At 44.5% G+C, this 18292-nt stretch carries 16 protein-coding genes and 1 pseudogene; 4 read left to right on the top strand and 13 right to left on the bottom strand.

Annotation, left to right across the window (positions count from 1 at the left end):
* Positions 1 to 160: 160 nt before the first annotated feature.
* Positions 161 to 1024, bottom strand: coding sequence for an AraC family transcriptional regulator (locus BN102_RS10075; RefSeq protein WP_019209025.1), 864 nt, complete (start codon positions 1022 to 1024; stop codon positions 161 to 163).
* A 331-nt stretch (positions 1025 to 1355) separates the two neighbouring features.
* Here BN102_RS10075 and BN102_RS10070 point away from each other — a divergent pair, with 331 nt between their 5' ends.
* Together BN102_RS10070 and BN102_RS10065 are read left to right on the top strand one after the other, a co-directional pair.
* On the top strand, positions 1356 to 1913 hold the full coding sequence (locus tag BN102_RS10070; RefSeq protein ID WP_019209024.1) for a helix-turn-helix domain-containing protein: 558 nt from the start codon (positions 1356 to 1358) through the stop codon (positions 1911 to 1913).
* A gap of 13 nt (positions 1914 to 1926) precedes the next feature.
* Positions 1927 to 3045, top strand: a pseudogene (locus tag BN102_RS10065) (site-specific integrase); the annotation flags it as partial.
* Positions 3046 to 3346: 301 nt separating this feature from the next.
* On the opposite strand, the gene BN102_RS10060 reads toward BN102_RS10065, so the two are convergent.
* The 4 genes from BN102_RS10060 to BN102_RS10045 all read right to left on the bottom strand — a co-directional run bounded on the left by BN102_RS10060 (position 3347) and on the right by BN102_RS10045 (position 8411).
* Positions 3347 to 5281 (bottom strand): hypothetical protein, encoded by a 1935-nt coding sequence (locus BN102_RS10060; RefSeq protein WP_019209022.1) that lies wholly within the window; start codon positions 5279 to 5281, stop codon positions 3347 to 3349.
* A 6-nt stretch (positions 5282 to 5287) separates the two neighbouring features.
* The gene (locus BN102_RS10055; RefSeq protein WP_019209021.1) at positions 5288 to 6268 is read right to left on the bottom strand and encodes a DUF4238 domain-containing protein; all 981 of its coding nucleotides are present in this window, start codon (positions 6266 to 6268) and stop codon (positions 5288 to 5290) included.
* A 208-nt stretch (positions 6269 to 6476) separates the two neighbouring features.
* A complete protein-coding gene (locus BN102_RS10050) occupies positions 6477 to 7157 on the bottom strand; it encodes an HNH endonuclease signature motif containing protein (RefSeq protein ID WP_019209020.1) in 681 nt (226 codons plus the stop codon).
* Positions 7158 to 7982: 825 nt separating this feature from the next.
* A complete protein-coding gene (locus BN102_RS10045; protein WP_019209019.1) occupies positions 7983 to 8411 on the bottom strand; it encodes a DUF3408 domain-containing protein in 429 nt (142 codons plus the stop codon).
* A 699-nt stretch (positions 8412 to 9110) separates the two neighbouring features.
* On the opposite strand from BN102_RS10045, the gene mobA reads away from it, so the two are divergent.
* The gene (gene mobA / locus BN102_RS10035; RefSeq protein ID WP_019209017.1) at positions 9111 to 9527 is read left to right on the top strand and encodes a conjugal transfer protein MobA; all 417 of its coding nucleotides are present in this window, start codon (positions 9111 to 9113) and stop codon (positions 9525 to 9527) included.
* An 85-nt stretch (positions 9528 to 9612) separates the two neighbouring features.
* On the opposite strand, the gene BN102_RS11195 is transcribed toward mobA, so the two are convergent.
* The 8 genes from BN102_RS11195 to BN102_RS09990 form a co-directional block, all read right to left on the bottom strand.
* On the bottom strand, positions 9613 to 9939 hold the full coding sequence (locus BN102_RS11195) for an RteC domain-containing protein (RefSeq protein ID WP_019209016.1): 327 nt from the start codon (positions 9937 to 9939) through the stop codon (positions 9613 to 9615).
* A gap of 366 nt (positions 9940 to 10305) precedes the next feature.
* Positions 10306 to 10983, bottom strand: coding sequence for a porin family protein (locus tag BN102_RS10605; RefSeq protein WP_198006561.1), 678 nt, complete (start codon positions 10981 to 10983; stop codon positions 10306 to 10308).
* A gap of 36 nt (positions 10984 to 11019) precedes the next feature.
* Positions 11020 to 12249, bottom strand: coding sequence for a hypothetical protein (locus BN102_RS10015; RefSeq protein WP_019209013.1), 1230 nt, complete (start codon positions 12247 to 12249; stop codon positions 11020 to 11022).
* A gap of 8 nt (positions 12250 to 12257) precedes the next feature.
* Positions 12258 to 13271, bottom strand: coding sequence for a DUF805 domain-containing protein (locus tag BN102_RS10010; protein WP_019209012.1), 1014 nt, complete (start codon positions 13269 to 13271; stop codon positions 12258 to 12260).
* A gap of 58 nt (positions 13272 to 13329) precedes the next feature.
* Complete coding sequence (locus BN102_RS10005; protein WP_019209011.1) at positions 13330 to 13890, bottom strand: hypothetical protein; 561 nt, start codon at positions 13888 to 13890, stop codon at positions 13330 to 13332.
* 41 nt (positions 13891 to 13931) lie between these two features.
* The gene (locus tag BN102_RS10000; protein ID WP_014223741.1) at positions 13932 to 14354 is read right to left on the bottom strand and encodes a hypothetical protein; all 423 of its coding nucleotides are present in this window, start codon (positions 14352 to 14354) and stop codon (positions 13932 to 13934) included.
* A 118-nt stretch (positions 14355 to 14472) separates the two neighbouring features.
* Positions 14473 to 14946: an HU family DNA-binding protein gene (locus BN102_RS09995; protein ID WP_019209009.1), complete on the bottom strand. Its 474-nt coding sequence runs from the start codon at positions 14944 to 14946 to the stop codon at positions 14473 to 14475.
* A gap of 186 nt (positions 14947 to 15132) precedes the next feature.
* On the bottom strand, positions 15133 to 16995 hold the full coding sequence (locus tag BN102_RS09990; RefSeq protein ID WP_019209008.1) for an RCC1 domain-containing protein: 1863 nt from the start codon (positions 16993 to 16995) through the stop codon (positions 15133 to 15135).
* A 214-nt stretch (positions 16996 to 17209) separates the two neighbouring features.
* Here BN102_RS09990 and BN102_RS09985 point away from each other — a divergent pair, with 214 nt between their 5' ends.
* Complete coding sequence (locus BN102_RS09985; protein WP_036788007.1) at positions 17210 to 18286, top strand: PDDEXK nuclease domain-containing protein; 1077 nt, start codon at positions 17210 to 17212, stop codon at positions 18284 to 18286.
* The last annotated feature ends 6 nt before the right edge of the window (positions 18287 to 18292 follow it).

Below are 18292 nucleotides of genomic sequence, written 5' to 3'. Positions count from 1 at the left end.
ATTTGTTAACGTAGGCACGTTAACAAATTTTTTATAGGCATGAAACGAAAGAGGTGCAGCTGTCTCCGTCGGCTCGCGAGCCGACGGAGACAGCTGCCGGAGCCCCAGGAGCGGAAACTTCGTCGCCGAGGTAGCCGGACGTCGGTCGAAGAATATTCCCTCAGCGCCCTCTCTCCTCGCTTTTTCGTCGGGCCCGTTTCTCCGGCTGCAAGCTCAACCGATATTGGCTGGGCGACACGCCTAAGTGTTTGGCGACGTAACGACTGAAATACGACGGGGAGGCGAACTCCATCGCGTCGGCGATTTGCGTGAGCGAGAGACGGTCGTCTTCGAGCAGCTCTTTGAGGATCGGGACGGTGTAGCGGTCGATGAAGGCGGTGACGCTGCTGCCCGTCGTGCGGCGCACGGTGTCGGAGAGATATTTGGGCGTGACGTGGAGCCGCCTGGCGTAGTAGCCGACTTTGCGCTCGGTGCGACTGATGCCGGTTTGCAACAGCTGCATCAGTTCCTTTACGATAAAGCTGCGGCGGTCGGTCGATTCCAGCGTGCCGTAATGCTTGGCATGGAAGTCGAAGAGGTCGTACATTATCGTGCGGCACAGGCTTCCCATCAGCTCGCGATAGAACAGGTGCGAAGTCTCGCCCGAACGGTCGCGGAGCCGGCGGATATCTTCCGTGAACCGCCGGGCGTCCGCTTCGCAGAGGGGGAACACCGGATTGTTGTACAGCATTATCCCGCCGCCGATGCCGAAGTGGTTGGCAGGCAGCTGGGCGTTCAGGAATTTGAACGGCGCTGCGAAAAACTCCACCCGCAAGTCGGGATGAGGTGCCGGGTTGCAGACCTTGTCGGGCAGAATCAGGATCGCCGCATCGTTGCGGCGGAGGTGCCAGCAGCGGTCGTTGAAGACGAAGCTGCCCTCGCCCTCGAGACAAATCAGGTGCAGGCACCATCGGTGAAACCGTTTGTCGTTGATTTGCCGGAAGTTCGTGGAAAATACGAAATCCGGTTCGTTGTTCTCGTTCATATCGCCAAAGTTATATCATATTTCGATGATAAACGGACTTTTTTACGCAATTTGTGACATCATCGAGGTATTTTGTGAAACCGAAAGACGCCTCTCTCGCCCTAACTTTGAGGAAGTGAAGTAAAAGTGCTAACAAACGCTAATCAAGAATAAGTAAATCCCAGTAACATAATAAGTTGCTGGGATTTTTATTTCTTAATAATGATTAAATCTTATCGTTTTTAATCGTTTTTATGCTTATATTTGTACCATATTTGTGCCGCGACTTAATGGGAGATAAAGTGCGACTTAATTTAAAAGACAGATTGATAATCAAATAGATACAAATAGTATGGCGAGTGCAAAATTTCAAATAGAGCGGAAATGCGAAATTTGCGGTAAATCTTTTATTGCAAAGACGCTTACCTCTATATATTGCTCTAAGAACTGTTCTCAAGCTGCATACAAACAAAGAAAAAAGGAAGAGCTGTTAGATGCATTGAAAAGAGAAAAGGCTGCGAGAGTTCCGAAGAACCAGCCTTATCTCTCAATAGCTGATGCAACTGTATTATTTGATATTGGACGAGATTCCCTTTATCGCTTAATCGGGAATAAACAAGTCCGTTATTATAACCTCGGACTAAGGATGATACGTATTTGCAAAGCTGATTTACAAGAACGTTTTAATCTACGTCCTTACGATGAAAGAAGAAAAGAAAAACAATCGGAAGTAAAGACTTATCGGCTTGAGCCTGAAAATTGTTATACGATTGGAGAAATAGCCAAGAAGTTTGGTATCCATGATAGTACTGTATATCTGCATATTCGCAAATATTCTATTCCAACAAGGCAGATTGGTAATTACGTCTATGCCCCAAAATCAGAGATAGACAATTTGTATAAACACTAATCCACGACATACAATGAGAAAGGAACTTGATAATACAAAGGCAACAGTACGATTACGAAAGAGTGCCTATCGAAAAGAATGGTACCTGTATATAGAAAGCTATCCTGTGAGGGTAGTTGGCAAAGATTCTCCACAGAGAGTGCGTGAGTATCTAAACAGAACGATCACTACGCCTATCTGGGATAAAAGTAGAACGGCCCGTACAACTGAAGCGACCCAAACATTCAAGCCTAAACGAGATTTGAATGGAATTATCCTGTGCAAAAGCGAAATAGACCAAGAAGCCTGCATTTATGCTGACAGTGTTAGAAAACTTAGGCAGCGTGAATATGATAATGCAAGTTTGTACAGTGACACAGAAATTGCACAAGCAGAGCAGAAAGAACGGTTGCAACAAAACTTTATCAAGTACTTTGATAAGGTGGCAGACAAGCGACACCGTAATAGTTCTGTTTCAATTCAAACAAACTGGGAAAGAGTGCATGTTTTATTGAAAATGTTTGCTGGAGACACGCTACTCTTTTCACAAATAGACAACCGATTAGCTGAAGATTTCAAGTTTTTCTTGTTGTCCGCCCCTTGTGGTGGAAGTAAGAAAGGTACAATATCACGAAACACAGCTTCCACATATTTTTCTATTTTTAAGGCAGCACTCAAACAGGCATTCATTGATGGATATTTAACTATTGATTTATCTGCAAAAATCAAAGGCATACAGGAACAAGAATCCCGTAGGGAATACTTGACCCTTGATGAACTGAATAAGTTAGCTAATACTCCATGTGAACGTGATGTCCTTAAACGAGCTGCACTATTCTCAGCTCTGACAGGATTAAGACATTGCGACATTCAAAAGCTAAAATGGAACGAAATTGCCATAGAAGGTAACCAAGCCAAACTTCTTTTTACTCAGAAAAAGACAAAAGGGGTAGAGTATATGCCTATCTCGGAACAGGCGTTTAAACTTTGCGGAGAACCGAGACAATCAGAGCAACTCGTTTTTGAGGGACTACCAAATCCTTCTTGGATTTCTCGTCCATTAAGAGCATGGATAGAAAAAGCTGGTATTCAGAAACACCTCAGCTTTCATTGCTTAAAACATAGAAAATTTCGTAAATATCAACTAACCAATAGATTAGTTTGATTGCCAATAAGGGATGGTAACGATAAGGAAACCAGTGAACTTCTACACTTTACCTCATTTTGCCATTTCAAAGAACCACTTTGTCTGCTGCAAAGATAAGAGTATATCGTGAGAAAAAAGAATTTCCTCTAAGTTATTTTCACAGAGTCGTCTTTTGTATGGCTTTTTGTTTTAGCACAGTCTGTTCTCATGGTAAAGTACAGCCTCAGAAGGTGTATTTTCTGTTTTAGCAAGCCTCTTCTTAAATCCCATTTACTTATAAATATGTGTTATGCAAAAGCTTCACTTATTACTCTCCAAAGCCAAAGTCCATAGGAATATAGAAATCTTTAGCATATTCCTCATCAATATCACCAGAACCACCAATAATCTTCATAGGCTTGTCGGAAGTTACCTTGTCAGCAAGATTTTCATTCAAGAACTGCCCCAACAAATCAAGTTCGTCATGAAATGTACTATGATTCGTATTAATTATTTTTCGCATATCAAGATAGGATAAAAACTCATCCTCTGATTCAACAAAATCAGCAACGACCATCAAATCAAACAATGACACAGCCCATGTATCACGGAAATGCTCCTCCATCAAACCAGCAGTCACAAGCTTATCCATCTGTCCAAACAATGAAGAAAAATGTTGGAAGGTTACAGCTATCTTATATATTGGCTTCTTCTTATCAATAATAACTGTTCCTTCTTGTGTGCCAAATTCAGGTTTTGTAGAATTATAAATAAAATCAGCAGCTCTACAGCATTGTTTACATGCCTCAGCAACAGATGCCTTGAACTTACCCTTGGCTCCATCTAACCTAACTCTGTCTTTATAAGAAAGTTCATGGGCTTTAACTTCAATAATATAGACTGCCTTATCAGAAACACCAAGAATATCCAGTTCTGGATTCTTTTTTACCCCTTCCTCCACTATTTTATAATGTACAGAAGGATAAAACGTAACATCTGGCAGAAATGACTTCATGACAGACTTTACTTTACTCTCAATATAAACATCTCGGCTAATCGGAGACGTGTTCTGCTGGAAATTCTTCTGGTAATAGACTCCATTGCGCATCATAAGCTTTTCTGCAATCAAGAACAGATTTCTATGTGGAATCATAGGAGTAAAGCAATAATATTTATCACCATCTTTAACGAACGGCTTCTCAAAAATACTATGACCATTCATAATACTGCCTTTAAATTCGCTTTCTACAAGAAAAGCAGAATTATCACCAAATTTCATAGAAAGAGAATCTAGGATTCTTGTCTCCACCTCGCTTTGAGGATAGACCCAAAATATCATATCAGATCCTCTATAATCATCTGGTTGATACATAAGGAATTGCATGCCATCTTCCGTATGCGGCACATCTGGGTTTGCTTCAAAGAACGCACCAAATATACCTTTTGAGAAATCTTTATTCTCTAATCTAGCTTCATTACCAATAGGGCCAAAAGCCTTTTCTTCCCATTTCACCCACCGATCATGCATCTTTGTTGCACCATAGATAGTATCTTGGCTACATATCTTGCATATAACCCTATTTTCCAGATCCATAAAGAAATCAAATAGTTGGTCAACACTATAGCCGAATTGCTGTTGGTAAAAGGGCGTATGTGGGAAGAACATTTCTTTAAATACTTCATACACATGAACTTGATAACCATCGCCACGAACAGCGATGGTATCCATATGAATCATCCAATCAATAAATTGGATAGGCTCGTCACCTAATGGCATATCAAGATGCATATAAGCTACAAACAAAGTCTTCAGTTTTTCTCTCAAATCCTTTATGACATCATCTGTGGGGGTGTCTTTCCCATCATTGGGTAATGCAAGTCCAAAATTCATAGCATATTCTGCTATCACTTCTGCATTTTCATCCAGACGCATATCTGTGCCATTCATCTGAGCTATAAAGTGCTTTTCAATGTTTGGTAGGTGTTCTAACAGATATAATCCAATGCTTCCAAGTAGCTGAACTGAATCGTATTTTCTAAAATAACCCTCAACTATCTCAATATGCTCTCTTAGAGCAGTTTTAATACCATCTTTATCTTTAGAGACTTTAAGTAGATACTTGCCCATAGCATGCATTTGTAATTCAAATGGATTTGAAGTATTAGCACATTGTCTAACTACTGTCTTTTTCTTCTTAGCCTTAGGGGACTGTCTTTTCTTCTTTGTGTGTTTTCTTTTTCTAACCATATGAGTATTTGCCATAAAGTATCAATACTTCCCTAGGCCACTTACAATTTTAGACTTGAAATTAGAGTTGACGAAAATATGATGACCTTCTAATTTATATATCATATCAATAAGTTTAAAGTCCTTCTTAGCACTAAAAACATGTCGTTTAGCATAGAAGTATCTTAATATGTTTTGGCGCCTGATTTCTTTATCAGTTGCAATTGAGAATGTGCAGTCATACTTCTCCTTTTCTTTAAAATACCCTCTGTCAAAAACTACTATCATTAGAGTCGGTGATAATGGGAATGTCAACTCTCCTCCATATTGAGCAAGTCCCATATACATAGGACGTGCATTTTTCACATGAGGCTCAACAATAATTGGAAAATCACTTGTATAGAAATCATCATTTTCACTTACGAGAAACATCCATATATTATTTGCTATCGCATTAGCAAAATCCATAAGAGTCTCATCATCTAAATAGGTTAACTGTGCATGGAGAACTGGTGCTTCACATTCTATGTCTATTTCCAGATTATTAATAGATTCATCTCCTTTTTCTTTGGCTAGAAAATATTTCACCATGTCAATTCCTGCTCTCTCCATCCTGAGATAGTCGTCAACTGTTGAATCTTTTAATAGAGGATGTCGAAAAAATTGAGTAACAAGATGCAATGCTAGTTCTCTTTTCTCTTCAAACTGTAAACGGTATTGTTCCTTACCCGAAATCCATTCGTCCTTTATGACATCTATGGATTGTAAAAGCTGAGAGAGGTTTGGCTCTATTAAATTGGCAAAATGGTCATGCTCTATCGACAATCTATTGAGATTATTCCCGGATTTCTTGTTATTCTTTTCGACATATGAATCTGAAATAGAGTACATATCATCTTCACAACAGACAGACATCATACTGGCTGGATATACCTTTGATTGCAGCTTATCGTATGTAAAAAGACTCTTGTCGTTATCAGAAAATCTCTTCAGATAGCATCTTGGGATATAGTGTTGTTTCATTATGAATTTACAATAGGTTTAAAATTACACAAAAGAATATGAATAATGAATTTCGATAGGTAATAATTAAGTAGCCTGTCTTTGCAATGGACACAATGCTTTAACGCTTGACATTAGCCTCTACCATATGGTATAAAATACAAAGCTCCAAGCTTACACATTACCACACATATACAAAAATCATATCAAATGCAACTCATTTACTAATCTATTCATCTGCATATTCTGAGAATGTTGAGTAGTTTTTATGTCCTCGCCCTTTCATTTTAGCAAGTGTTGTTTTGTCTATTCGAGTTTGAATATATATTGTTAATTCCTCAAATTTCTCAATTGGTAAATTATAGAGAGTCCTTGTTGGACCTATTTTATATCGTTTTTTTAGATGAGAAGAAAATGCTGCATAGTTCATATTTTCTTTTCCCACCTCATACTCTTTATATTCATTATATCGTTTAATTAGATGTCCGATATAGTTTGCTTTTATCGTATCAAAACCTATACAGCCTTCTGGATATTTTTGTTTTACCGTTTTCTTCGTCTGTTTTATTGAAATATTATTATTGTCCCCGACAATGGCATTTTCTACATTATTGTTAAAGTTTACAATTTTCTCAGAATTACTTTTGTTTGATGTCGGAGTGGTTAAAAGCAAAAGTTTCTTTTTGTACACATCAATACTTGTAATATCGCCTTTGGTGATTTTTGAATGACAAGTAGGACAAAGCAAAAGTAAATTCCCTATTTCGTTGTTTGTAGGATTTTCATCTATATGATGAATCTCAAAATGCCCAACATCGTCATTTTGACAAAAAGGACAAACTGATCCGATTTCTTTCTGAAGTATGGCTCTTACTTTTGCCAACTGTGGTATAGCTATTCGTGATTTCATTATACTTTGGGCGAATATATATCAGAAAAGGGGGTAATCTATCTCATAATAAATCTGCGTAATGGGTTATAAACAGCCGAATGAGTTATGAAGTGCAGTAGGTGATGATTTAGCGACCTATCTTCTGCAATGATATACAACGCTTTGCATAACTCGGATAACCCATTGCAAAGGTAATACTATCTACGGAGAAAGACGAAACTTTCTCCGTTTTTCTTTTCTGACGGCTCTCTATTCAGACAACTGATTATATTTTTCATCTTATTGTTCATTGTTGTGGCAGTCTTACTTGTGAAGACTGCCTTTCATTTTTTCGCTCTGTCCTCTGCCGTGTTCCACTTCACATTCTACTCTATGTATTCGCTTCGGGATCGGTCTTCGTTCTCTTCGGCAAAGGTAGTTCCGGGCTTCTACGGACAAAAAGGTCGAGGCGGTAAGCCGTTTAGACGACAATCTCCACACTTCCATTTCATTGCAGGTAGTATTCTCGCCGTAAAACCTTGTTTGTCCTAAGCCCTACCTTTTTATCGCCTTGAAACGAAAACGACCGACCCGACGGAAATACGCAAAAAAAATGTCGGAAACGAGAGGACAGAGAAAAAGAAAAATTGAAACTCAATCTCCCTCTCCTCTGGAATCCGCATAAAATCAAAAATAATCATTCAAGAAGAACAGATGAAGTAAAGCGGTCGGAAGATTTGCCGACCGCTCCTTTTCTTTTTTATGCTTCGGATGGACAAAGCCCTCCCCAATGAAAAACACTTCGTTACTTTTGACAGTGAGTTGATACGGCTCAAAAGTAACAAAAAGCCATTGCTAAATGCCTCACAACAGCTTCTTGAATTTTATCTCCGCCAACCTGTTGATTTCATCCTTGTAGGTCTCAAGATGGTGGAGGATGATGTTTTCCACATAGATGCCGATGGTCATATCCCTATTCCTCATAGACATGACTATCTCCGCCAATGTATCCTGTAACTCTTTGGCAATATAGATGGTCTTGCGATTTTTCAAAGTATTGCGACAGATGAAAAGCGACTCATAATCGCCTTTGTCGGGTTTTCGCCTTTCTCTTCTTGGGACTCTTGAAAAATCCTTTGACATAGGTTCGTCATTTGGACGTTCCGATTCAACACACAGCTCTTCAGATTGAGAATGTTTTATCTCACTCTCTTTTCTTTTCATGGGAATACCCTGTGAAATAAGTTCTCGGATGGCAACGGGATCTACCTTGCCGTTTTTGTTCTCTGTCATACTTCCTTAATTTTTATTGTCGTACAATTCACTGTTCATTTCGTTGTCGGTATATTTACCGATGAAGATGAATACGTCCGCTATCGAAGATATGCCCAACAGTCGACTTGTACCAGCAGGGCTACATCCTTTTGTTCATACCCTTTCTGTGGAGATGTTCATTGGTGTCCATCAATACAATCGTTCGATTGTATCTGCTTTCGCACATTCCCACGTTCGAGTGAAAGAATCAAGGATATGTTCTTTGCTATTCCCCCTCGCTCATATCGCTCATCGAAACGTGATGTTATCGAAGACGCACACCCTCACCGACATATTCGACAGTGCAAATATATGGCTCGGTGATGCTGTAATCAGTGTGATTTCCTTTAGTGCGTACTTGTGGCGTCAATTTGGATAGTTGTGGCTTCATATGAGGTAATGGAGTTAGACATGACGCTTAGTAATTTTGCACCCAAGCGGTAAACCTAAGCTTTCGAGACATAATGGAGTGATTTGTTTTCGTCCTTCATGGACGGACTTATTTGCATCGGGCAAATAGCAAGGTATGTTTTATGCAGCACGACTCCGTTTTTGCAGCATAAAACCCTTGCTCCCCGAGAGGGCTGAAAAAAACTCCGAAGTCGTTTTTCTTGAAAGAGAAAATGTCATATTTCGAATGCTGGTTATGCCGTAAAACACTAAAATCCAAAGTAAGAAATGAAAGTGAAGAACATTCGGAGCGCACGCTCCAAAGAGAAGACAGAAAAGCGTGTTTCGGTCAATTTCACACCGACGGAATACGCTCATTTCCTCACGATGAAAGAGGAAAGCGGTGTACCAAGTCTGTCACTATTCATCAAGGCAAGAATCTTTAATGAGACTTTTCGGGTGATAAAAGTGGATCGTTCGTTGCTTGATTATTATCAAAAGCTGACGACTTTGTATGGACAATTCCGCAGTGTGGGAGTCAATTACAACCAGACAGTAGTTGCAATGAAGAGCAACTTTACAGAGAAGAAAGCCTTTGCCATGCTCGCAAAGTTGGAGAAACTGACACTTGAATTAGCAATAATCGGAGGTGAAATCGTGCAACTGACTCGTGAATTTCAAGAGAAATGGCAACATCGACAGTAGCCATTTTACATCGTATTGTTCTTTATGGATAAAAAAACAGGCTTCCCTCTCGTTTGGGGAAGCCTGATTGATTATTTGAATGCAATTACCGCTTCTTGAACTTGCCGCCTTTCTGGTCGCTTTCCACCATACGCTTGTTAAGTTTCTCTCGAAGTTCATCAAGAAAATAGGTGCGACTGTCATCCTTGCGACGTTTCATGTTCATATAGACGTTGTAGCAGTTCTTGATTTCTATACCAAAGATTTCAGAAAAGGCGTCTGCCAATTCCTCCACTCCGATTTCGCCATCGTTGATACAATCGCAGGTGTCAAGGGCATAAAGGAGTTCAACTAAGTCGGTCGCTTTGCCTATCCAGCAAAACTGCTTGGCAGGTTTGTCGGGTATGGTCGGCAGGTTTCCCCGTATCCGCATCTTCAACAATTCCAGTTCCGTGTCAATGACAAAGAGTAGCTCCGATATATTTTTTCCCCATTCCGTTTGCGGAGGACGATGCTTCGTCGAGAGATTGCAGGCGGAAGCGTGTGTAATGAAGTGTACGAAACAGCGAGGGAAACGACTCTTCCACTTCACAAAGGTTGATGATTTCATCGATGAAGCCGTCCGTTACAGTACGCAATTCTGCTACAGTCAAATTGTCCGGGAACAATTTCCCGAACGAATGGGTTTCAACAAGTCTTTTCATTTTTATTCGATTGAAGTTTGACATATACAAAATGAGAGCGCACGGAATTCGTTTAGCCACGGTTTCCATGCGCTCTCCATGTTCAATTTTGGTGTTCAGAACAGGTAGCCCACACTTAAGAATGTATTACGCGTGTGGATAGTGCCGCCTGACACACTGAAATTCTTTCCGTTGGCTTCCGTCAATCCAAACTCTCCACCTATGCCAAAGACTATTTTTCCGTTGTCGGCATATAAGCCGAACGCCAAGCCTGCATCGAATGGATTGAGCAGTTTGTCGCTGAAAGTCTGCTTGCTGTCCGTCCCCGACACACTGTAACTGCCCGCCATGCCGTAGGCAAAAAAAGCACCGAGACGAGGTTCGAAGTTCCATTTGCCGAAGTTAATCACATAGCCACACATCACGGGAACCTGCACATAGGCGGCATGTACCGTCAGTTCACGACTGCCGCCTATCTCGTCGGCAGAGAATCCTTTCAAAGACATTTCAAGTCCCGAATGGATACGCCAATTGGGATTAAAGGCATAGGCAAACGTCAGACCCGCAGCACCGCCTAACACCGATTTGGTACTTTCCGACTTACCGTTGGAGGCATCGAAATCGAGCGAAGCGATGTTCAGGGCAGCTTTTACGCCCCATTGCGTACGATTTTTCCCCTCTACCTTTTCCTGCTGTTGCGCCTGCATCGTTCCGGCAACTCCAATCATGCACACTGTCATCAGCGCAATCTGCCTTGCGAATGTCACCGATAGAATCTTGTTTTTCTTTTTCATATCCATTTTTCTTTATGCTCCCTTTCCGGAAGTGGATTATTCATTCTTTTTCTCTGTCGTTTCCCAATACAGCACAGGGCGTTTGCGCTGCGCATCCCATTGCCAGGGTGCCGTGTCGTCTGTGCCGAACGGGTAGCCAATCATCTTTTGTTTCATGTTCTTGTCGGCTCCGTCAGGCAACCGCCACCACGATTCTTCCTGCGTGGCAGACAGGGAAACGGCGCGTTTGGGCGACAGTTTCTTTGTTTCCAGTAATTTGTCGTTTACATAGCGACGAATGGGTATCTCCTCACAGTAGTAAAATTGGAAGATGGGAGCTTCCACTCCCGTGATGCCCAATATAGCTTGCGGAAAAGGTGATGCCTGCGCAAACGCTTTGCCGTCACCCCTGGCTTCCAGTTCCTTGTTAAGGGCTACGCAGTGGTACACTACCGACGATTCTGAACGCAGAATTGAGACAAGTCCGTTGGCTGCCCCCACAACCTTTATCAATCCGCGACCCTCTTCGTCGGTTTTACCGAAAATCGAAGCCGTAGAATAACAATAGGAGATGCGCTTCGTGACTAACGGCAGATTGCCCGGAGCGGCACTCATACTCATACCTTTACTGCCCACGCTGATGCCGAAACTTCCCTTGACACCTTTCCCGTTTCCAGCGGCAATGCCTGCTGCCCGTCCCTGTGTTACACGGATGGTGCCATCGGAATAGCAGTGCGAAATGTTGCCGTAGTTGATGCCTGCGACACATCCTCCAAACTGCCCTTTCTCATAGACAAACAGGTGTTTTGTTTTCGTTTTCGCGCCGCTCTTGATGTATTCGCAGGTCAAATCGACAGATGAGACGCAACAAGTGATAAGGCCCATGTTCACACCGGCGAAGGCTCCGATATACAGAATGTCGAGCTTGTCTGTATAAGTTAATTTGCCCGTTATGCGCAGACTCTTCACCACACCTTTTTCACCTATCAGCCCGAACAACCCGACGCATGCCGTGTTGTCCGTATCGGTGGAAAAGCCGTTGATGGTTATCGTGTGGCCATTACCGTCGAGCGTTCCGTCGAAAGCCGTCTCTCCATCCTTGTCCATCCGTCCGATAGGCACCCAGTCGTCGAGCGTTAGGTCGTTCATCAATATGTACGAACCGCTCAGAGTTTCCCTGTCCGTACCGATAGCAACCAGCTCCTCCGCCGTGCGGATTTCCGTTTGCCCCACCGCCGAACCGATGACGGCGGCGAAGAGGGCGGTCAGTATAAATATTCTTTTCATAACCGTTTTTATTCTTGCGTTTTTTCTTTGTGTTCGATTTCCTTTTCCGCTGCAGCTAGATTGGCAACGGCATACACCAACAGCGACAGCAGCACGATAAGGGAGAGTTGGCTTATAAGATAATCGAGATAGCTGTGGGCTTCCATCATTCTCAAAGGTACCAGGAAAACGGGTGCCAGGATAACGCTGCAACCGCTTGCCGCCATCAGCACATAGTTTGCCAGCGGCAAACGCCCTTTTCTTGCCAGCAGCAATCCGCCGTAAAGGATAAAAGCAAGGAATAGCATAATATTCAATACAAATCTCATATTAATATGGAAATCGGTTATTACTGTAGTCCACCGGATTTCCAAGATGAGCAGGAGAACATACGCGGCAATTATCCATCCGCCCACCGTGCGGGAGTAGTCCCTCTTTTGCAGGAAGGCGATTCCCATGATGATGAAAGAGACGGAGACTAAAAAATTACCCAAAAGAGTCAACAGCATGTTGAGTTGATCGGTACCGGTGTACCACCGGTTACTGAATACATCGACAAGGTTCAGCAAACACATATAGATGCTGAAAACGGCGAATGCCGTCAGCCACATCAGTGCCTTTTGTCGCAAATCATATTTCGGGACATTCCCCGTTGTCCCGTCGGGAGGGCTGCCGTAGCGATTGTCGCCCGCGCTGCCGTCCAGGCACATCAATACGATGAGCCAGATGCCGCCCGCAATAGGAACGAGACCGATGAGCATCCACCAGCCGCTGCGCCCCGTGTCGTGCAGCCGCCGCACCCCGACCGCCATGGCGGGAACCGTCGTCACGGCATAATAAATCGCTATCAGTTTGTACATGAATATCAGCCTGTCGCTGTCGTGATCGAAAGAACCGCCAAACAGCCCCGTCAGCAGTCCGGCGACAAACGCCCATGCCATTGCGAACAGCAGGTTGAACAGTACGAACATCCAAAACTCTTGCCGGCTTGCCCGGCCGCTGAAATCGGCATACTGCCGAAACGCTTTAATAAACCATTTCATAATTTCTTCCTTCTATTTTATGCCCCACTATCCGGGGGCGTGTTAATACTACATTTCTCTAATTCCACACTACATTCTTTTTATCAAAAATACCGCCCTTCACATGAATTGTGACATGTGCACCGTTCTGTACGGCAAATTCATATCTTTCCAATCGGCCGTTAAGTCCAACGACTGAATTTGTCTGTAACAGGTTGTTTTTCATCTTTAGAGGTATGGTTACGGACTCTCCGTTTTTTATTGATGCAACCTCTGTGTTATTAAGATATATAATTGTAGGTACAAGCGCCGCTACAGGACTTGAGTCGCGAATTATTGTCAATGAGGAGGGTGTCTGCAAAGTAACATTGGCAGTAGTAGCCCAGCGTTTTTGTTCATTCGCTTCCTTTTCAATAGTTCGGTTCGCTATTCTGTCTGTTAGCCTATTCAACAGATATTTCAATATGCTGAAAATTACCGCCACTATAACAATGATGACCCATTCAGGCACAGAGGAAAAGTGAAGCTTTACTAAAGCTCCTAGCATTATTGCTGTAACCGTTATGAATAATGTGCCTACAAATGATATTTGTGACGCCCACCACGCGCCCTCGTACTTTTTCCACCAAAAGAACAACATACTTTTTCTGTTTTATGCCCCCGCTGTAACGGAAGCGATTATTACAATTTATTGTCGGTCTTGACAAAAACACCGCCATTCTTGCCCACGAGAGCCTTGCCGTCGTCCTTGACCTCAAACATCAGCAGGGCGGGTTCCTTCTGCTTGTTGTCAAGGGTGAAGTACACGGTTATCGTGTTCCCCTTCTTCTCATACTCGCCGGGAATCCGAAGCTCGCTGCTGACACGGATTGTACTCTCTGTTTTATCTGAGTCAATGGCGTAGGGAAAGAACAGTTCCACATGTCTGTCGTCCGCGAAATAGACAACACCGACGGTTTCGGTGGTACTAAAATTCATCGGATCGTGTTTGACATCGCCATTGACGAACTTGGAGCCTTTCATGCCGTTTCCGTCGCAGGAGGTCAGCATCACCGACAGGGCAAAGAATGCCGCTGCCATACAATTAAAAATTCTTCTTTTCATGTTTTCCTCTATTTATGCCTCCACTGCCGGAGGCTGATTGAATAGTCTTTTATAAAAGAAGCCGCAGGGCAGCTCACTGCATCACAGTTCATTACCCTGCGGCTTCCGGTGTTTTTGCTCATCCGAGAGGGTTGGGTACTTCTCCTCCGCCGGGCGAAGGCATCGGTGTAGGCACAACTGTTTTCTTCGCCGGAGCCTCCACACGTTCGTAAGTCACCCCCGAGAGTGTGAAATACCGTTTCGAGGGTGAGAGTTTCACCACCGGTTTGGTAATGTGCACGTTGGCGTTGAACTCTTCCTTGCCTTTTTCTACAAGTTTGCTCTGGAAAGAGGGGCGTAGTGTGCCGATGTCGCCGAAGTCCACAATGTCGCCGTTCTCTACATGCTTCTTGGCGATTTCGGCTGCGAGTCGCATCACCGCTTCCACTTCCGCACCCGTGAAGGTTGTCGCCCTGGCCACCTCTTCGCAGAATGCTCGGTGGTCGATACGTTTGCGCCCCGTGGGATTCGCCTGAATCACGGTCTTGCCGGCCAGTGCGCCGACGGTTGCCTTACGCTCGCTGAGCGTGTAGGCCAATGGTCTGTTTGCCATAATGCTTGATTTTTATAATTTGTAATGTTATTGAACACTCCGTCTGATTTCTCGAAAAACCGCCCTCTTTCTGCCTTCCTTCCCAAACCCGCGAGGGTTTTCCCGAAAATGGTCGAGGGTTTTAGCCGAAACCCTCGTGGGTTTTGAAAGGGTGGTTGGGCAGCGGTGACGCTGCGTTTGCCGATGTTATTTTGAAGAGGTAATAGTCCAGCGATACCCCACCGTGGGTGACACCCATTCGTACAGCACAGTTACCTTTCCGTTGTCCGGTACCGTAAGGTTATGGGTTGTAGAGACTGTTGCATTTTGGGGTTTCAGTTCCAGATTATACGTTCCGGGCTTTACCTTTATCGTGTAGGCAGGGCCTCCGGTGATGATTTTTTCTTCGTAGTAGTGAAGTTCGGCTGTCTTGCTGCGGTCGTACAGGCGCAGATAGGTGATGTAGTCGTATGCGTGCGTGTCGTTGACTTTTACCTCGATGGTGCCGTTTCCGCCCAACTGGTCGAACGGATTGACGTATCCCAATGTCTGCACCGTTCCGTCGGTTTTCAGGATAAGGCTGTGCGTGCGACCGACACTTACGGATTTCACACCCGAGGCGATTTTGATGAACTTCGGACAATTATCGTCGCTGCCTGCCACGAGCTGCCTGTAACTGTTGTCGCCCGCCGCCCAGAGTGTTCCGTCGGTTTTAAGGGCGAAACTTCGGGAGTATCCAGCGAAAATCTCCGCCACATCACGGAGAGGTGTCCCGGAATTCTCGACCGCCTGCGTGAAAGCCTTGACTTGACCTGTACTGCCGGTTCCCGTCTGTCCGTAGCCACTGCCGCCGGAAGCATACACCGTTCCGTCGGTTTTCAGGATAAGGCTGTGTTCGGCTCCTGCGGCGATGGCTTTCGCTCCCGAGAAGATTTGTACGAATGAAGGATTTTCTGCGCTCGGGGCATCAGCTCCGAGCGCACCCACGTAACCGTAACCGGCGCCCCATACGGTGCCGTCTTTCTTCAAGGCAAGGGAATGGCTTCCGCCGGCGGCAATGGCGGAGACATCGGCCGTCAGGTTCGTGGCGGTAAATTGGTCTCTGGCAGTCATATCACCCACGCCGAGTTGTCCGTAAGCATTCCAGCCCGTCGCCCATACCGAACCGTTGTTTTTCAGGATAAGCGTAAATGAATTGCTCGTAGCTACCGAACGGACATCGTTCATAGGTATGGGCGTGAAGGCGTGATAGTTTTTCTTGTCTCTGAGACCGAGTGCGCCGTCTAAATTACTGCCGCTGCCTAAGAGGCTTCCGTCCGTCTTGAGAATGACCGAAGTATAGATGCCTGCAAATACGGCAGATACACCTGAGGCGACTTGTGTCGGCGACCACACATCGTTCGTGTTGCCGGTGCCGAGTTGTCCGGTGCTGTTGTGTCCCAAAGCGAACAGCGTCCCATCCTGATTCAGGATGAAATAACCGTGATAACCCGATGCAATGGCTTTTGTGCCCGTCTGGGGCTGGGAGCCTTTCTCTTTCCACTTCGCATACAGCGTAAAGTTCGCCGTTACGTCGCTTACGTCGTAGGGGAAATCTACCTTATTGGTAAGAGCTGCTTCCTTGTACCATCCCTCAAAAGTATGGTTCGCCTTTGTCGGCGGAGCGGGTTCTGCCAACGTGCCGCCCTTGAGCACCTGCGTAGCGTGGTTGTCGCCCTCGGCGGGCCATGCGCCACCGTTCAGATCCCACGCCACCTGCCAGTATTCGGCAACGGCTTCCGCCTGCCACTTGGCACGCAGGGTGAGGTCGCGCGTTACGGGTGTCTGGAAATTGTAGGCATTTGTGCCGTCGGTTGTCCACGCTACGAACACAAATCCGGTTTTCACCGGTGCGGGAGACGGAGCGACAGCCGTCTTTCCTTCTTCTACCCGCTGTGCCTCCGGCACGGGTGTTCCGCCGTCGGCGTCGAACGTTACGGTAAAGTACGTTTTCACCTCTTCCTTGTCTCCGCAGGAAGCAAGCCCCATTGCAACGATGCCCATCAGGGCGATAAACAGAATCTTTTTCATCGTCTTGTATTTTAATATGTGTTATGTAATTCAATATACTGTTGCAAAATTACAGCCTCTTCACAAGCGTCAATACCCCACTTGTGGGAGTTTTTACCGTCGGAAGACAAAAAATGCACCTGAAAGCGGGAAATCGGAGAAAAGTTTCTCGGTTACGGACGAAAAACAGTATCTTTGTAACAAAATAATTGGTTGTGGACGAAAGATTGCCATTATGATAGACAATAAGCATATTCTTCATTACAGCAAAAGCATCGACTTGCTTTCGGATGCCAGACAGATCATCGATGAGGCAAGAACCGTCGCATACTCTGCGATCAACCTCACTCTTGTCCAAAGGAACTGGCTTCTGGGGAAAAGAATATCCGAAGAGTCATTGAAAGGAGAGGATAGGGCTAAGTATGGTGCGGAAATCATCAAGAAGCTAGCAAAGCAGCTTACCGCCGAGTACGGCAACGGTTTTACCAAAACCAATCTATACAGTTTCATGGACTTCTACCGTGCCTTTCCTGACATTTTCCACACGCATGTGGAAAATTCCCTCCATTGGTCGCATTACAGGACGCTGCTTCAAGTGACCGACCCCGTTGCAAGGGAATGGTACATGAATGAAGCCATCCGGGAGACTTGGAGCGTGCGGACGCTCCAGAGAAATATCTCCTCGCAGTATTATCACCGCCTCCTACAATCGCAACACAAGGAGTTGGTCGAGAAAGAGATGCTGCAAATCACCGCTCCGCTACAGAAGACCGATAAACTGGAGTTTGTCAAGAATCCGGTTGTGGCGGAGTTTCTCGGACTTGCTTCCCTGCCCGACTTTACCGAGACAGAACTTGAAACGGCTATTATCAATAACCTCCAGAAGTTTCTGATGGAACTCGGCAAGGGGTTTGCCTTTGTCGCCAGACAGCAGCACATCCATACCGGGAAAGATGACTACTACATAGACCTTGTGTTTTATAACTATATCCTTAAATGCTTCTGCCTGTTCGATTTAAAAACGACAAAAGTAAGTCATCAGGACATCGGACAGATGGATATGTATGTCAGGATGTATGACGAACTGAAAAGAAACGAGGGAGATAACCCCACGATGGGGATTATACTCTGTGCCGACACTGACGAAGACATCGCACGGTATTCCATCCTTCATGGGAACGAACAGTTGTTTGCCTCCAAGTACAAACTTTATCTGCCCTCAGAGGAGGAACTCCGTGCGGAAATAGAAACCCAGAAGCAGTTGTTCTACCTTCAGCAGGAAGAGAGGAAGAAATTTTCCGGAATAAAATAATCGGTT

The sequence above is a fragment of the Phocaeicola abscessus CCUG 55929 genome, from assembly GCF_000312445.1.
In the GTDB taxonomy this organism is placed as follows: Bacteria; Bacteroidota; Bacteroidia; order Bacteroidales; family Bacteroidaceae; genus Phocaeicola; species Phocaeicola abscessus.
Note: the sequence above shows the minus strand (reverse complement) of the source record. Positions and strands in the feature narration are given on the sequence as shown.

Bases quoted from the DNA above. Each gene is read 5' to 3' on its own strand.
- BN102_RS10055 (WP_019209021.1), bottom strand. From the start codon at position 6,268: ATGAAACAACACTATATCCCAAGATGCTATCTGAAGAGATTTTCTGAT.
- mobA (WP_019209017.1), top strand. From the start codon at position 9,111: ATGAAAGTGAAGAACATTCGGAGCGCACGCTCCAAAGAGAAGACAGAA.
- BN102_RS10010 (WP_019209012.1), bottom strand. From the start codon at position 13,271: ATGAAATGGTTTATTAAAGCGTTTCGGCAGTATGCCGATTTCAGCGGC.
- BN102_RS09985 (WP_036788007.1), top strand. From the start codon at position 17,210: ATGATAGACAATAAGCATATTCTTCATTACAGCAAAAGCATCGACTTG.
- BN102_RS10005 (WP_019209011.1), bottom strand. From the start codon at position 13,890: ATGTTGTTCTTTTGGTGGAAAAAGTACGAGGGCGCGTGGTGGGCGTCA.
- BN102_RS10060 (WP_019209022.1), bottom strand. From the start codon at position 5,281: ATGGCAAATACTCATATGGTTAGAAAAAGAAAACACACAAAGAAGAAA.
- BN102_RS10045 (WP_019209019.1), bottom strand. From the start codon at position 8,411: ATGACAGAGAACAAAAACGGCAAGGTAGATCCCGTTGCCATCCGAGAA.
- BN102_RS11195 (WP_019209016.1), bottom strand. From the start codon at position 9,939: ATGCGGATACGGGGAAACCTGCCGACCATACCCGACAAACCTGCCAAG.
- BN102_RS10605 (WP_198006561.1), bottom strand. From the start codon at position 10,983: ATGAAAAAGAAAAACAAGATTCTATCGGTGACATTCGCAAGGCAGATT.
- BN102_RS10000 (WP_014223741.1), bottom strand. From the start codon at position 14,354: ATGAAAAGAAGAATTTTTAATTGTATGGCAGCGGCATTCTTTGCCCTG.
- BN102_RS10075 (WP_019209025.1), bottom strand. From the start codon at position 1,024: ATGAACGAGAACAACGAACCGGATTTCGTATTTTCCACGAACTTCCGG.
- BN102_RS10015 (WP_019209013.1), bottom strand. From the start codon at position 12,249: ATGAAAAGAATATTTATACTGACCGCCCTCTTCGCCGCCGTCATCGGT.
- BN102_RS10050 (WP_019209020.1), bottom strand. From the start codon at position 7,157: ATGAAATCACGAATAGCTATACCACAGTTGGCAAAAGTAAGAGCCATA.
- BN102_RS09990 (WP_019209008.1), bottom strand. From the start codon at position 16,995: ATGAAAAAGATTCTGTTTATCGCCCTGATGGGCATCGTTGCAATGGGG.
- BN102_RS10070 (WP_019209024.1), top strand. From the start codon at position 1,356: ATGGCGAGTGCAAAATTTCAAATAGAGCGGAAATGCGAAATTTGCGGT.
- BN102_RS09995 (WP_019209009.1), bottom strand. From the start codon at position 14,946: ATGGCAAACAGACCATTGGCCTACACGCTCAGCGAGCGTAAGGCAACC.